The sequence below is a fragment of the Amycolatopsis pittospori genome, assembly GCF_013870525.1.
GTDB classification, from domain to species: Bacteria; Actinomycetota; Actinomycetes; order Mycobacteriales; family Pseudonocardiaceae; genus Amycolatopsis; species Amycolatopsis pittospori.
The window spans coordinates 15,648-28,791 of the sequence record NZ_JACBXD010000091.1; the positions used below are offsets into that span (position 1 = coordinate 15,648).

General features: G+C 67.6%; 14 protein-coding genes. 7 read left to right on the forward strand and 7 right to left on the reverse strand.

The window, feature by feature from the left end; all coding sequences use genetic code 11:
- Positions 1-13: 13 nt before the first annotated feature.
- Together H5J31_RS33485 and nhaA are read right to left on the reverse strand one after the other, a co-directional pair.
- Positions 14-508: a phage holin family protein gene (locus H5J31_RS33485; protein WP_181776679.1), complete on the reverse strand. Its 495-nt coding sequence runs from the start codon at positions 506-508 to the stop codon at positions 14-16.
- A gap of 51 nt (positions 509-559) precedes the next feature.
- Positions 560-1,759 carry a Na+/H+ antiporter NhaA gene (gene nhaA / locus H5J31_RS33490; RefSeq protein WP_181776680.1) on the reverse strand — a complete coding sequence of 400 codons (1,200 nt, stop codon included), beginning with the start codon at positions 1,757-1,759 and terminating at the stop codon, positions 560-562.
- A gap of 208 nt (positions 1,760-1,967) precedes the next feature.
- On the opposite strand from nhaA, the gene H5J31_RS33495 reads away from it, so the two are divergent.
- On the forward strand, positions 1,968-3,428 hold the full coding sequence (locus tag H5J31_RS33495; RefSeq protein WP_181776681.1) for a peptide MFS transporter: 1,461 nt from the start codon (positions 1,968-1,970) through the stop codon (positions 3,426-3,428).
- Between the two features lie 259 nt (positions 3,429-3,687).
- Here the strand turns inward: H5J31_RS33495 and H5J31_RS33500 are convergent, their stop codons facing one another.
- Positions 3,688-4,416 carry a VIT1/CCC1 transporter family protein gene (locus H5J31_RS33500; RefSeq protein WP_181776682.1) on the reverse strand — a complete coding sequence of 243 codons (729 nt, stop codon included), beginning with the start codon at positions 4,414-4,416 and terminating at the stop codon, positions 3,688-3,690.
- 112 nt (positions 4,417-4,528) lie between these two features.
- Here H5J31_RS33500 and H5J31_RS33505 point away from each other — a divergent pair, with 112 nt between their 5' ends.
- Together H5J31_RS33505 and H5J31_RS33510 are read left to right on the forward strand one after the other, a co-directional pair.
- The gene (locus H5J31_RS33505) at positions 4,529-4,981 is read left to right on the forward strand and encodes an AAA family ATPase (RefSeq protein ID WP_181776683.1); all 453 of its coding nucleotides are present in this window, start codon (positions 4,529-4,531) and stop codon (positions 4,979-4,981) included.
- A 2-nt stretch (positions 4,982-4,983) separates the two neighbouring features.
- Positions 4,984-5,760 carry a tRNA(His) guanylyltransferase Thg1 family protein gene (locus tag H5J31_RS33510; RefSeq protein WP_181776684.1) on the forward strand — a complete coding sequence of 259 codons (777 nt, stop codon included), beginning with the start codon at positions 4,984-4,986 and terminating at the stop codon, positions 5,758-5,760.
- Here the strand turns inward: H5J31_RS33510 and H5J31_RS33515 are convergent.
- Entirely contained in the window at positions 5,724-6,404 is a 681-nt protein-coding gene (locus H5J31_RS33515) for a DUF2848 domain-containing protein (RefSeq protein WP_181776685.1), read from the reverse strand. The two genes, H5J31_RS33510 and H5J31_RS33515, sit on opposite strands and share 37 nt — an antisense overlap.
- Positions 6,405-6,512: 108 nt before the next feature.
- Here H5J31_RS33515 and H5J31_RS33520 point away from each other — a divergent pair, with 108 nt between their 5' ends.
- Entirely contained in the window at positions 6,513-7,817 is a 1,305-nt protein-coding gene (locus H5J31_RS33520; protein ID WP_181776686.1) for an MFS transporter, read from the forward strand.
- Complete coding sequence (locus H5J31_RS33525) at positions 7,814-8,149, forward strand: cupin domain-containing protein (RefSeq protein WP_181776687.1); 336 nt, start codon at positions 7,814-7,816, stop codon at positions 8,147-8,149. Before H5J31_RS33520 ends, H5J31_RS33525 begins: the two co-directional genes overlap by 4 nt.
- Positions 8,150-8,206: 57 nt before the next feature.
- Here the strand turns inward: H5J31_RS33525 and H5J31_RS33530 are convergent, their stop codons facing one another.
- A complete protein-coding gene (locus H5J31_RS33530; RefSeq protein ID WP_181776688.1) occupies positions 8,207-8,704 on the reverse strand; it encodes a DUF6319 family protein in 498 nt (165 codons plus the stop codon).
- Positions 8,705-8,873: 169 nt separating this feature from the next.
- On the opposite strand from H5J31_RS33530, the gene H5J31_RS33535 reads away from it, so the two are divergent.
- A complete protein-coding gene (locus H5J31_RS33535) occupies positions 8,874-9,743 on the forward strand; it encodes an AraC family transcriptional regulator (RefSeq protein ID WP_181776689.1) in 870 nt (289 codons plus the stop codon).
- An 86-nt stretch (positions 9,744-9,829) separates the two neighbouring features.
- On the opposite strand, the gene acs is transcribed toward H5J31_RS33535, so the two are convergent.
- On the reverse strand, positions 9,830-11,800 hold the full coding sequence (gene acs / locus H5J31_RS33540; protein WP_181776690.1) for an acetate--CoA ligase: 1,971 nt from the start codon (positions 11,798-11,800) through the stop codon (positions 9,830-9,832).
- A 100-nt stretch (positions 11,801-11,900) separates the two neighbouring features.
- Positions 11,901-12,479: a GNAT family N-acetyltransferase gene (locus H5J31_RS33545; protein ID WP_181776691.1), complete on the reverse strand. Its 579-nt coding sequence runs from the start codon at positions 12,477-12,479 to the stop codon at positions 11,901-11,903.
- 115 nt (positions 12,480-12,594) lie between these two features.
- Between H5J31_RS33545 and H5J31_RS33550 the strand changes: the two genes are divergently transcribed.
- Complete coding sequence (locus tag H5J31_RS33550; protein WP_181776692.1) at positions 12,595-13,092, forward strand: phosphoribosyltransferase; 498 nt, start codon at positions 12,595-12,597, stop codon at positions 13,090-13,092.
- The last annotated feature ends 52 nt before the right edge of the window (positions 13,093-13,144 follow it).

Below are 13,144 nucleotides of genomic sequence, written 5' to 3' on the forward strand. Positions count from 1 at the left end.
CCTCGAAGACCCGTCAGCTGTGGTCGGCGGGCGAGTCGTCGCGGTGCGGCTTGAACGCGGCGGCGGTGTCCTTGAAGCTGTTGATCGTGCGCTCCGGCGCCTTGATCTTCTTCACCTTCAGGTAGCCGAGGAAGCCCGCGGCGATCGTCGTGACGAGCATCAGCCCGAACACGATCGCGAACGCCGCCGGGCGCTTCAGCCACTCCGACAGCAGTTCGCCGAGGAAGAAAAAGAAGAAGAACGAGCTGTACAGCCCGACGACCAGCGCGACGAGGAAGAAGATGGCGCCTTTGAGGCCCTTCTTCGCCTCCGCGACGACCTCGGACTTCGCCAGCTCGACCTCGGCGCGGATCAGCGTCGAGACGTGCTGTGTGGCATCGCCGACGAGCTTCCCGAGGGACTGCTCGCTCGCTACCACGTCGTCGTCGCTCGACAGGGGGAGGTAGGGCACGGCCCCCACGCCGTCGGGGCCGGTGCGTTCGTGCTTGGGGCTGCTCACACCGGTCATCGTGCCACGTGCCCTCATCCCGGGCGCGGCGGACCGGCGAGTGTCGCGTCCTCAATCGTCCCGGGCGTGCACGCGGCTGCGGTGCACGAGCATCGCGGCGGCCGAAAGCGAGGCGATGGCCGAGGCGATCAGGACCGCCGTCTTCGCCAGTTCGACGGACTCGCCGTCGAGTGCGAGATCGGCGATCAGCAGGCTGACGGTGAACCCGACGCCGCCGAGCATGGACAACGCGCCGATGTCCCGCCAGCCCATCCCGCGAGGTTTCTCCGCGAGCTTGAACTTCACCGCGAGCAGGCTGGCACCGAAGATCCCGACGAGCTTCCCGCCGACCAGGCCGATCAGGACGGCCAGCGGCAACGCCGTGGTGAAGACCGCTCCGAGCGAGTCGGCGTTCACGGTGATACCGGCGGCGAACAGCGCGAAGATCGGCACGGCGACGGCGGCCGACCACGGCTGCAGCCGGTGCTCCAACCGGATCGCCGGGGCGTGTTCCTCGCCCGCGTCGGCACGGACGCGGGTGAGCAGGCCGAGCGCGACGCCGGCGATGGTGGCGTGGATACCCGCCGAATGGACCGCGACCCAGGTGATCAGCGCCAACGGGACGTAGATCCAGGCGCTGCGGACGCGGCGGTGCTGCAGGTAGGCGTAGAGCGCGAGGGCGACGACGGCGACACCCGCGGCGACGAGGTCGAACTTCGTGGTGAACAGGATCGCGATGACGAGGATCGCGCCGAGGTCGTCGACCACCGCCAGCGACAGCAGGAAGACCCGGGCGCTGCTCGGCAGGTTCGACGCGGTCAGCGCCAGCACTCCCAGCGCGAACGCGATGTCGGTGGCGACCGGGATGGCCCAGGCGCGGTCGATCCCCGGCGTCCCCCAGCCGACGGCGAGCGCGACCAGCGCCGGGACGATCATGCCGCCGATCGCGGCCACCACCGGCAGGATCGCCTGCTTGAACCGGGAGAGTTCGCCGACCACCAGTTCGCGTTTGAGTTCGAGGCCCGCGACGAAGAAGAACAGCGCGAGCAGACCGTCCTTGGCCCAGTCGCCGATCGTCAGATCCAGGTGCAGGAATTCGGGACCGAGCCGGAAATCGCGAATCGTGCGATAGAGGTCGTCAAAGGGCGAATTCGCCCAAAGCAGGGCGATCGCGGTGGCACCGAGCAGGATCAGCCCGCCGGTCGTTTCGGTACGGAGATAGCGGGCGAAGTCGGCGACGACGGCTTTCGCGGGACGGTTCGGGCCGGACACGGCATCCTCCGGTTTTCGGCAACGACGAATACTGTTGCCGACCAGACTTCCCGGCGCACCTTGACAAGATTTTAACGCTTCGAGCTGGGGAAATCTCGCGGTCATGGCGGATCCCACAAGATCGGTCCGGACGTCGGTGTCCCGTCCACATGCTGGGCTTCTAGCATGTCAACTGAAAACCGACAACGATGTCTTCGATAAGGACGGCATGGTGAGTACCTCTACCGAGGTCCAGCAAGACACGAGGTTCTTCGGGCACCCACGAGGGCTGGCGAACCTCTTCGGCGTCGAGATGTGGGAGCGATTCTCGTACTACGGGATGCTCGGCATTCTCCCCATCTACCTCTATTACGAAGTCAGTCAGGGCGGCCTCGCGCTGCCGAAGGCCTCGGCGCTCGGCATCGTCGGCGCGTACGGCGGCATGGTCTACCTGTCGGCCGTGATCGGCGCCTGGGTCGCGGACCGCGTGCTCGGCTCCGAACGGACGCTGTTCTACAGCGCGATCCTGATCATGATCGGCCACGTCAGCCTGGCGGTACTGCCCGGGCTGGCCGGTATCGGCGTCGGCCTGGTCTGCGTCGCCGTCGGCAGTGGCGGGCTGAAGTCCAACGCCACGGCCATCGTCGGGACGCTGTACGCGGACGGCGACGAGCGCCGCGACGGCGGTTTCACGATCTTCTACATGGGCGTGAACATCGGTGGCTTCGTCGGACCGCTGCTGACCGGGCTCGCGCAGAGCGAGATCGGCTTCCATGTCGGCTTCGGACTCGCCGCCGTCGGGATGGCGCTCGGCCTGATCCAGTACACGATCGGCCGCAAGAACCTCGGCGAGAAGGCCAGTGAGATCCCGAACCCGCTGCCCGCGTCGCAGCGCCCGCTGGTCTACATCGGCACCGCCGTCGGTGTCGCGGCGATCGTGCTGCTCGTGGTCTTCGGCGTGATCAACCCGGCGAACCTGGTCGACGTCGTCGTCTGGGCCGTCGCGATCATCTCGGTGGTCTACTTCGTGGTGATCATCACCAGCAAGAAGATCACCTCCGACGAACGCAGCCGGGTGTACTCGTTCATCCCGATGTTCATCGCGAGCGCGGCCTTCTTCTCGCTGTACCAGCAGCAGTTCACCGTCGTCGCGGCCTACACCGACGAGCGGCTCGACCGCACGATCTTCGGCTGGGAGATGCCGGTGGCGTGGGTCAACTCGATCAACCCGGTGTTCATCATCCTGTTCGCACCGGTGATCGCCGCGATCTGGACGAAACTCGGCCCGAAACAGCCGTCTTCGCCGGTCAAGTTCGTGCTCGGCACGGTCGTCATGGGTGCGGCGTTCCTGCTGTTCCTCCCGATGGTGGGCAGCGGCAAGAACGCGAGCCCGCTGATCGCGCTGGTCGGCATCCTGTTCGTGTTCACCATGGCGGAGCTGATGCTTTCGCCGGTCGGCCTCTCGCTGTCGACCAAACTCGCGCCGGAGGCGTTCCGGACGCAGATGGTGGCGCTGAACTTCCTGTCCATTTCGCTCGGTACCGCGATGTCGGGGAAGCTCGCCGAGTACTACTCGGTCGACGACGAGGCGCCTTACTTCAGCATCGTCGGCGGGGTGGCCATCGTGGTCGGTGTGGCGCTCCTGGTGGCGACGCCGATGATCCGCAAGCTGATGAAGGGCGTTCACTGACGCGCTTCATGCCGCACTGACGAGCGATCCTCGTACTGTGCAAGGAAAGGCCCCTTCGTCGCGGAATTCGCGATGAAGGGGCCTTTCGCCGTTTGTATGCGGGTCTCAGTCGTGAGGCGGCTTCCCAGGCACGCGAGTCACGCCCCGCGGGGTGTTGCGAAAGCCACTTTCACAACCTTCAACGTTGCGAAAGTGGCTTTCGCAACATCCGCTGCGCCGCCGAGCCTCGGACGCTCACCGGCTCCTGAGCCGGACCGGTTCAGCCGACGGTCGTCCCGAAAAGCACACCGACGTAGTACGTCACCAGCATCGTCAGCGCGCCGACGCCGACGTTGCGCGCGATCGCCCGCCCGACCCGGGCGTCGCCGAGTTTCGCACTGAGGAAGCCGGTCAGTGCCAGGCCGACCACGACCGCCGACGCGCACGCCCAGACCCGCGCGGAAGTCGACGTCCACGCGATCGACAGCAGCGGCAGCAGGGCGCCCACGGTGAACGCCGCCAGCGACGCCCACGCCGCCTGCCACGGGCTGGTCAGATTGCCCGGGTCGATGCCGAGTTCGGCCTCCGCGTGCGCCCGCAGCGCGTCCCTTTCGGTCAGTTCGCGGGCGACCTCGGCCGCGAGGTCCGGGGAAAGGCCCTTCGACTCGTAGATTTCCGCGAGTTCCCGTTCCTCGGCCTCGGGCATCTCTTTCAGTTCCCGTTTTTCCAGCCGCAACTGCGCGCGTTCGGTGTCGCGCTGGGTGCTCACCGAGACGTATTCGCCGCCCGCCATCGAAAGCGCGCCGGCGACCAGGCCCGCGATTCCCGCCGTCGCGATCGTCGTCGAATCGGTGGTCGCACCCGCGACGCCGACCACGATGCCCGCCACCGACACGATCCCGTCGTTCGCACCGAGGACGCCGGCACGCAGCCAGTTCAACCTGCCGCCAAGGCCCTTGTGCGGTTCGTGCGGATGCGACGTCGATTCGTCGGAGATGGTTTCTGTCACCTTTTAAGTGAAACACGAAGAACGGTTTCAGGCGAGAGGAAACGTTTCCGGTAAATGAAGGCAATCCTTATTCATTATTGCCTTACCTAACTCTTCGGCTAGGTTGTCGGATGTGGTCGAGGTGGTGATCCTGATCGGGCTCCAGGCGTCCGGGAAGACGACGTTCTTCCGCCGGGAGTTCGCGAACACGCACGTCCACCTCAGCAAGGACCTCTTCCCGAACGCCAAACGACGGCAGGCCCGCCAGCTCCGCATGCTGGACGAGGCGCTGGAAGAAGGTCGCCCGGTGGTCGTGGACAACACCAACCCGTCGCCGGAGGAGTGGGCGCCGCTGATCGAGGTCGCGAGACGGCACGGCGTACGCGTCAAGGGTTATTGGTTCCCGCCCGACTTCGTCGGTTCGCAGGAACGCAACGCGCTCCGGAAGGGCAAAACCCGGGTGCCCGACGTCGGTCTGTATGCGACTCTCAAGCGGCTGCGGCGGCCTGGCGCCGAAGACGGTTTCGACGAGCTGTACAGCGTCGGTTTCGACGGCGACGGCGGTTTCGTCGTGGAACGGGAGTGAAGGTGGAGTTCACCGACTTCGAGGCGAGGCAACGCGAACGCGAGTGGTTCCACGGCCTGACGGTCCCGCCGGGCTCCTGGACGGTGCTCCGCGTCGACGGCCGCGGGTTCTCCAAGTTCACCGAAGCGCGTTTCGAGAAGCCGTTCGACCCGCGTTTCGGTGAGTGCATGGCCGAGACCGCCCAAGCCCTGATGGCGGAGTTCGCCTCGCCGTACGTCTACACCGAAAGCGACGAGATCTCGGTCCTCCTCGATCCCGCCGCCGACCTGTTCGGCCGGGGAGTCGAGAAGCTCGTGTCGATCTCCGCCGGGGTCGCGTCGGCCGCGTTCACCCACGCGGCCGGGACGCCGGCGCACTTCGACGGCCGGGTCTGGCTCGGTACGACGGCGGAGGACGTCATCGACTACTTCTCGTGGCGCCAAGCCGACGCGACGCGCTGCGCGCTCAATGGCTGGTGCTACTGGACCCTGCGCCAGGCCGGGAAAACGGCGAGTGAGGCCGGGGCCGCATTGGAAGGCGCCGGCGTTTCCGAGAAGAACGAGATGCTCTTCGCCCACGGTGTCAATTTCGCCGAATTGCCCGCCTGGCAGCGGCGCGGCGTCGGGCTGTACTGGGAGACCTACGAGCGCACCGGTTTCGATCCGGTGCGGGAGATCGAGGTCGCCGCGACCCGCCGCCGCGTCCGCGTAGAGCGCGAGTTGCCGATGAAGGACGAATATCGCGCCTTCCTCGGCAGACTGCTTCAGCCGATCGGTTCGGGCAGCCGCCGCACGCGGTAGGCGAGTTCGATCGTCTCGCCGGTCGCCGGGTCGCCCAGTTCCACGCGCCAGGCGTCGGCGAACTGGTCGACGCCGTGCACCATCGGGATCGTCCCCGAGATCAGCACGGTGCCCGGCGCGTGCAGTCCACGTTCGCGCAGCACGTCCAGCCAGTACGACGGCGGCAGCAGCTCCGCGAGTTTTCCTTGCTGGATCAAGGTTTCCCCGGCCCAGGCGGACAGCGTGAGGTCGTCGAGCCGGTCCTGGACGTCGACGAGTCGCCAGGCCTTGGCGGCGAGGACGTCGGGGCCGGCGTTCTTGCTCCACGCGACGCCGTGCGCTTCCAGCGCCCGGTCGGTGTGGTCGCAGGCGGCGGTCAGGAGGACGTCCTCCGGAGCGGGCCCGGTGATGACGATGGCCCACTCCGCCTCGCCGGAGGTCCGCTCGTGCTGCACGGGGACCTCTTCGGTCTGGCTCGCCAGGTACGGCGCGACCGGGTAGAGCGCCGGGATCACCGAGGGCGCGGGGACGCCGAGTTCGGCCAGTTCGGCCACGTGGGCGGCCACGTCTTCCTGGCTGCGACCGGCGTATCCGGCGTTCAGGAGCGTGTGGACCTCGGTGGTCCGTTCCTGGCCGTCGGGAAGGGTGAAACGCAGCTCAGGCATCTGTCCTCCGAAATTGGGGGTTGCGCATACAGCTTGTATACAAGGAGTATATCCGCAATTCAACCCCTCCCGGCGGGGTTGAGGGACCTCGAACGGACGGGACTTGACATGACCTCACCAGCCGGTGACCGGCGCTCGCTGCACAAGGCCTTCGCGGCCAGCCTCTCGGGAACAGCGCTCGAGTGGTACGACTTCGCGGCCTACTCGGTGGCGGCCGCGACGATCTTCGGGCATCTCTTCTTCCCCTCGGAGGACCAGCTCGCGAGCACGATGGCGGCGTTCTCCACCTACGCCGTCGGTTACCTCGCGCGACCGCTCGGCGGGTTCCTGTTCGGCCGCCTCGGCGACGTGCTCGGCCGCAAACGCATCCTGGTCATGACCCTCGTGCTCACCGGTGTCGCGACGTTCCTCATCGGCGTCCTTCCCACGTACGAGTCCATCGGCGGCTTCGCGGCCGTCCTGCTCGTGCTGCTGCGATTCGCGCAGGGTGTCGGCATCGGCGGCGAATGGGGTGGCGCCGTCCTACTGTCGAGTGAGTTCGGGGATCCGAACAAACGCGGGTTCTGGGCGTCGGCCGCGCAGATCGGCCCGCCCGCGGGCAACCTGCTCGCGAACGGCGTCCTCGCCGTCCTGGCCGCGCTGCTCACCGAGGACCAGTTCAACAGCTGGGGCTGGCGGATCGCGTTCCTGCTTTCGGGCGCGCTGGTCGGTTTCGGCCTGTGGATCCGGCTCAAACTGGAGGAAACGCCGGTCTTCAAGAAGATCCAGGAGCGTGGCGAGCGTTCGTCGGCGCCGATCTCCGAGGTTTTCCGCACCGAACGCCGCGCGCTGATCGCGGCCGTGCTGATCCGGGTCTGCCCGGACGTCCTCTACGCACTGTTCACCGTTTTCGTCCTGACCTACGTCACGACGCACACCGACCTCTCGCGCGGCGCCGGGCTGGCCGCGGTGATGATCGGTTCGGCGTTCCAACTGTTCCTGATGCCGCTGTTCGGCGCGCTCTCGGACCGGGTCTCGCGGCGCAAGATGTACCTGGTCGCGACCATCGCCGCCGGGATCTGGCCGTTCGTGTTCTTCCCGATGGTCAGCGGCGGTTCGTTCGTCATGCTGGCGACCGGCATCGTGCTCGCGCTCGTAATCCACGCGGCGTTGTACGGCCCGCAGGCCGCGCTCGTCACCGAGCAGTTCTCGCCGCGCCTGCGCTACACCGGCAGTTCGCTTGCCTACACCCTCGCCGGCGTCATCGGCGGGGCGCCCGCGCCGCTGCTGTTCACCGCGCTGCTCGCCGGGTACGACACCTGGGTCGCGATCGGCGTCTACCTGCTCGCGACCGCGGTCGTCAGCATCGTCGGCGTCCTGCTCGCCCGCGACCCGGATCGCGAGGAGGCCCTGGAGCCGGAGTCCGTCCGATGAGCTGGACCGCTATGTCCACTGTGGAGGGTCTGCCGCTGATCGGCGGGCAGGGCCGGTTCCGGTCGCTCGCTCAGGCGGAAGGCGGTCTGGCGTACGAGATCTGCTATCCGGCCGGTGTCGCTTCTCCCGTGCACAGTCACGATCACGACAGCATCGTGTACCTGGTTTCGGGTTCGCTGCGGGGCACGCTCGACGGGCGGGAAGTGACGCTCGAAGCCGGTGAGACGATCGTCCATCCGCGCGGTGTCCCGCACAGCGTCGAGGCCACTGTGGACAGTCGCTGGGTCGAGTTCAAGATGCCGCTGCCCTCCAAGCCGCCGATCGGAGGGTGAAAGAAACCGGGGCGGACACTGAAATCTCCAGCGTCCGCCCCGGTCGGGAGGAAAGTCTTACGCGTCCAGCTCGGCCAGGGCCAGCTTCGCCTTCTCCAGCTCGGCTTCGAGCTGAGCGACCTTCGCGGCCTGCAGCTCACGGGCCGCGTTGATGACCTCGTCGATCGGGCCCGACAGGTCCGCGTGCAGTTCCTTGGCGGCACGGGACACGGCGGCGGCCGGGATCTCCAGGCCCTTCGCGACCCACTTGGCGCCGTTCTTGAGCTCGGCCTGCCACTCGCCGTCGGCGGTGCCGGTGACCGTGAGCGTCAGCTCGACGGTGCGGGTCTTCTTGGCCGTCGTGGCGACCTTGGGGCGGCCGCGCTTGGGCTTCGGGGACTCCGCCACGGTCTCGGCGGGGGTCTCCGTCTTGTCTTCGGCCGGGGACTCCGGGGTTTCGGCCTTGGTCTCAGCCGGGGCTTCGGTGGTCTCTGCCTGCGGCGTCGAGTCGACGGGCGCTTCGGTAGCCGCTTCTTCGGACACGGCGTCAGTGCGTGTCAAGGCATCCACGGTCATCGTCGGTGTCGTCTCCTTGCCCGGGTATGGGGTGGTACCCGGCACATCCTAGAACAGGCGTTCGACTGTCGCGAACCGGGGTGTGGTAGGCGCATGATCGGATCGGATCGCCACGGTCGGGCGCGGGAGGGCCGTCGTCGGTCAAGGTCGACGTCGAAAGGAGGCCTCGATGATCTCGGCACTCAACCGGCTCGTCGACCTCGTCGAGGAACACCTCGGCGGAGAACTCGACGTCAGCGGGTCGGCCAGGGCGCTCGGCACCACCGAGTACCACCTGCGCCGGATGTTCTCGTCGCTGGCGGGTATGCCGCTTTCGGAGTACCTGCGCCGTCGCCGCATGACCGTCGCCGCGGCCGACGTCGTCCGCGGCGAGGACGATCTGCTGACCATCGCCGTCCGGCACGGCTACGGCTCGACAGAGGCGTTCGGACGGGCGTTCCGGGCCGTCCACGGCGCCGGCCCGGGCGACGTCCGCCGGGACGGAGGCCCCCTTCGCACACAACCACGGCTCAGGTTCCGCCTGAGCGTCGAAGGGAGTATCCCCATGGACACCCGCATCGTCGACCGTCCCGCGTTCCGTCTCGTCGGGCACGCGGCCCGGGTCCCGCTCGTCCACGAAGGCGGCAACCCGCACATCCAGCGGCACATCGCCGCGCTGCCGGCGGAGGCGCACACCCGGCTGAAGGCGCTGAGCGACACCTCGCCCGGTGGCCTGCTCCAAGTCAGCGACGACCTGGAGCCCGACAGCGCCGAGGGCAGTGAACTGACCTATCTGCACGGGGTCGCCGTCTCCGATGGCAAGTCCGTCCCGGACGACCTCGACGCCATCGAGGTCGAGGCCGGACGGTGGGCGGTCTTCCGGACCGCCGGCGCGCATCCGCGGGCCCTGCAGGACACGTGGGCGGCGACGGCGACCGAATGGTTCCCGTCCAACCCGTGGCGGCTGCGGCCGGGGCCGTCGATCGTCGCGATCCTGGAGCACTCGGACGACTTCGGGACGGCCACCTGTGAGCTGTGGCTGCCCGTCGAACCCGCCTGACCGTCCCTTTCCCGCCCTCCCGGACGCTATGAACGGCCCGTTACTTGCAAATTTCGCAAGTAACGGGCCGTTCATAGCACGCGGTACTACTCCTCGGACTTGCCCGACTTCAGACCCGAAGAGATCAGGTCCATCACGGACGAGTCGGCCAGCGTGGTGACGTCGCCGACCTGGCGGTTCTCGGCGACGTCGCGCAGCAGGCGGCGCATGATCTTGCCGGAACGCGTCTTCGGCAGTTCCTGGACGACCAGGATCTGCCGCGGCTTCGCGATCGGGCCGATCTCCTTGGCGACGTGGTTGCGCAGTTCCTGAACCGCTTTGTCCCCGCCGTCCACCGCGTTGCCGCGCAGGATGACGAACGCGACGATGCCCTGTCCGGTGGTCGGGTCGGTCGCGCCGACGACGGCGGCCTCGGCCACGGTCGGGTGCGAGACCAGCGCGGACTCGACCTCGGTGGTCGAGATGCGGTGCCCGGACACGTTCATCACGTCGTCGACGCGGCCCAGCAGCCAGATGTCGCCGTCTGCGTCGTACTTCGCGCCGTCACCGGCGAAGTAGTAGCCCTGGTCGGCGAAGCGCGACCAGTAGGTCTCGCGGAAACGCTCCTCGTCGCCCCAGATGCCGCGCAGCATGCCCGGCCACGGCTTGTCGAGGACGAGGTAACCGCCCCCGCCCTTGCCGACCTCGACGCCCTGGTCGTCGACGACCTTCGCCGAGATGCCCGGCAGCGCCTTCTGCGCGGAGCCCGGCTTCGTGGCGGTGACGCCCGGCAGCGGCGAGATCATGATCCCGCCGGTCTCGGTCTGCCACCAGGTGTCCACGATCGGCGCCGAGTTCGCGCCGACGTTCTCCCGGTACCAGATCCACGCCTCGGGGTTGATCGGTTCGCCGACGCTGCCCAGCACGCGCAGCGAGGAGAGATCGTACTTCTCCGGGATCTCGTTGCCCCACTTCATGAACGTGCGGATCAACGTGGGCGCGGTGTAGTAGATGGAGACCTTGTGCTGCTGGACGATCTCCCAGTGGCGGCCCTCGTGCGGGGTGTTCGGCGTGCCTTCGTAGACGACCTGAGTCGTCCGGTTCGCCAGCGGCCCGTACACGATGTAGGTGTGCCCGGTGATCCAGCCGATGTCGGCGGTGCACCAGTAGACGTCTTCGCCGGCCTTGTGGTCGAAGACGTTGTGGTGCGTGTACGCCGCCTGGGTCAGGTATCCGCCGGAGGTGTGCAGGATGCCCTTCGGCTTACCGGTGGTGCCGGAGGTGTAGAGGATGAAGAGCGGGTGCTCGGAGTCGAACGCCTGCGGCGCGTGCTCCGTGGACTGGCCTTCGACCAGTTCGTGCCACCAGAGGTCGCGGCCTTCGGTGATGGGCACCTCGTCGCCGGTACGGCGGACGACGATGACCTTCTCGACCGATTCGGCGCCTTCGAGCGCTTCGTCGACGTTCGCCTTCATCGGGGCGGCCTTGCCGCGGCGGTACTGGCCGTCGGTGGTGATGACGACCTTCGCCGCCTGGTCATCCACACGGGAACGCAGTGCTGTCGGGGAAAAACCACCGAAGACGACACTGTGCAGCGCGCCGATGCGGGCGCACGCGAGCATCGCGACGATCGCTTCGGGGACCATCGGCATCTGGATGGCGACCCGATCGCCCGCCTTGAGCCCGAGGGACTCGAAGGCGTTCGCGGCCCGGGAAACCTCGTCCTTCAACTGCGCGTAGGTGATGTCCCGGCTGTCGCCGGGCTCGCCGACCCAGTGGATCGCGACCTGGTCGCCGTGGCCGTCCACGACGTGGCGGTCGACGCAGTTGTAGGAGACGTTCAGCTTCCCGCCCACGAACCACTTCGCGACCGGCGCATTGGTCCAGTCCAGTACCTGCGACCACTTCGTGTCCCAGTGGAGGCGCTCGGCCTGCTTGGCCCAGAACGCTTCCCGGTCCGCGTCGGCTTCGGCGTAGAAGTCGGCGGTGGCATTCGCTTGCGCGCTGAAGCTCTCACTCGGGGGGAAGGTCCTGCTCTCCGTGAGCAAATTGTCCAGCGCCGGCGACTGCTCGGTCATGGTGCGATGCCTCCTGTGATTCGCGTGTCTTCACGCCCGTTGGCACGCTATCGACGTTACGACGCGAAGTAAAAGGTTGCACCGTGGTTGCGCGCGGCATTCATCCGCTTGAGGACAGGGCGGTACGGACCGCGGGCCATTCTGGTCCGGTGAGGGAGTAGACGACGGTGTCACGGACCGTTCCGTCGGGCCGGACGCGGTGCGCGCGCAGCACACCTTCCCGTTGCGCGCCGAGCCGTTCGATCGCCTTCTGCGACTTCAGGTTCCGGATGTCGGTCTCCCAGGCGACACGGTTCGCGCCGAGGTCGTCGAAAGCGTGTCGCAGCAACAGGAATTTCGACTCGCGGTTGAGTCCGGTGCGCTGCCACGCGGAACCGATCCAGGTGTAGCCGAGCGAAAGGATCCTGTGGCGCGCGTTCATCGCGTAGAACGACGTCGTGCCCGCGACTTCGCCGGTGTGGACGTCGATCTGTGCCCAGGCGCGGCGGTCCGGGTCGGCGAGGATGCCGTCGACCATCGCCTCGGCCGCGGCGAGGTCTTCCGGCCGCCGGAGGCTGAGCCAGGTCCAGATCGCCGGGTCGGACCCGGCTTCGAAGAGGCCCTTCGCGTGATCGGGGGTCAACGGTTCGAGGCGGACGCGTTCGCCGGTCAGGGTCGCGTGGACAGTCCAGTCGTTCACGATCTCGACGGTACGGTCCGGCAATGGCCTTGCAGGAGAGCCAGTTTCGAAGCATTCGAGAAGGCCACTGAGGCGTTGCCTATGCTCGCGGGAACGATCGAGAAGGCGAGGCAGCATGGCCGAGGAGCGGGAAGAGCTCACCTGGGAGTTGTTCGGGACGGCCAGCAGGGAGCTGGCGCAGGCCGTCGCCGACGACGGCTTCGAGCCGGACCTGATCCTGTCGATCGCGCGCGGCGGGCTGTTCGTCGCGGGCGGGCTCGGCTACGCGCTGGACGTGAAGAACCTGCACGTGATGAACGTCGAGTTCTACACCGGCGTCGACCAGCGCCTCGACCTGCCGGTGATGCTGCCGCCGGTGCCGAACGTCGTCGACCTCACGAAGAAGAAGGTGCTCGTCGCCGACGACGTCGCGGACACCGGCGCGACCCTGAAGCTGGTCCGCGACTTCTGCGCCGACCACGTCGCCGAGGTGCGCTGCGCGGTCGTCTACGAGAAGCCGCGCTCCGAGGTCAAATGCGAGTACGTCTGGAAGCACACGGATCTGTGGATCAACTTCCCGTGGTCGGTGCAGGCGCCGGTCGTGCGCCGCGAGGGTCAGGTGCTGGACGCGTGACGGATCCGCTGAAGCCGCTGCTCGACCTCGAAGGCGTCGCCGCGGCCGCGAA

Bases quoted from the DNA above. Each gene is read 5' to 3' on its own strand.
- H5J31_RS33485 (WP_181776679.1), bottom strand. From the start codon at position 508: ATGACCGGTGTGAGCAGCCCCAAGCACGAACGCACCGGCCCCGACGGC.
- H5J31_RS33495 (WP_181776681.1), top strand. From the start codon at position 1,968: ATGGTGAGTACCTCTACCGAGGTCCAGCAAGACACGAGGTTCTTCGGG.
- H5J31_RS33515 (WP_181776685.1), bottom strand. From the start codon at position 6,404: ATGCCTGAGCTGCGTTTCACCCTTCCCGACGGCCAGGAACGGACCACC.
- H5J31_RS33520 (WP_181776686.1), top strand. From the start codon at position 6,513: ATGACCTCACCAGCCGGTGACCGGCGCTCGCTGCACAAGGCCTTCGCG.
- H5J31_RS33525 (WP_181776687.1), top strand. From the start codon at position 7,814: ATGAGCTGGACCGCTATGTCCACTGTGGAGGGTCTGCCGCTGATCGGC.
- H5J31_RS33530 (WP_181776688.1), bottom strand. From the start codon at position 8,704: ATGACCGTGGATGCCTTGACACGCACTGACGCCGTGTCCGAAGAAGCG.
- H5J31_RS33535 (WP_181776689.1), top strand. From the start codon at position 8,874: ATGATCTCGGCACTCAACCGGCTCGTCGACCTCGTCGAGGAACACCTC.
- acs (WP_181776690.1), bottom strand. From the start codon at position 11,800: ATGACCGAGCAGTCGCCGGCGCTGGACAATTTGCTCACGGAGAGCAGG.
- H5J31_RS33550 (WP_181776692.1), top strand. From the start codon at position 12,595: ATGGCCGAGGAGCGGGAAGAGCTCACCTGGGAGTTGTTCGGGACGGCC.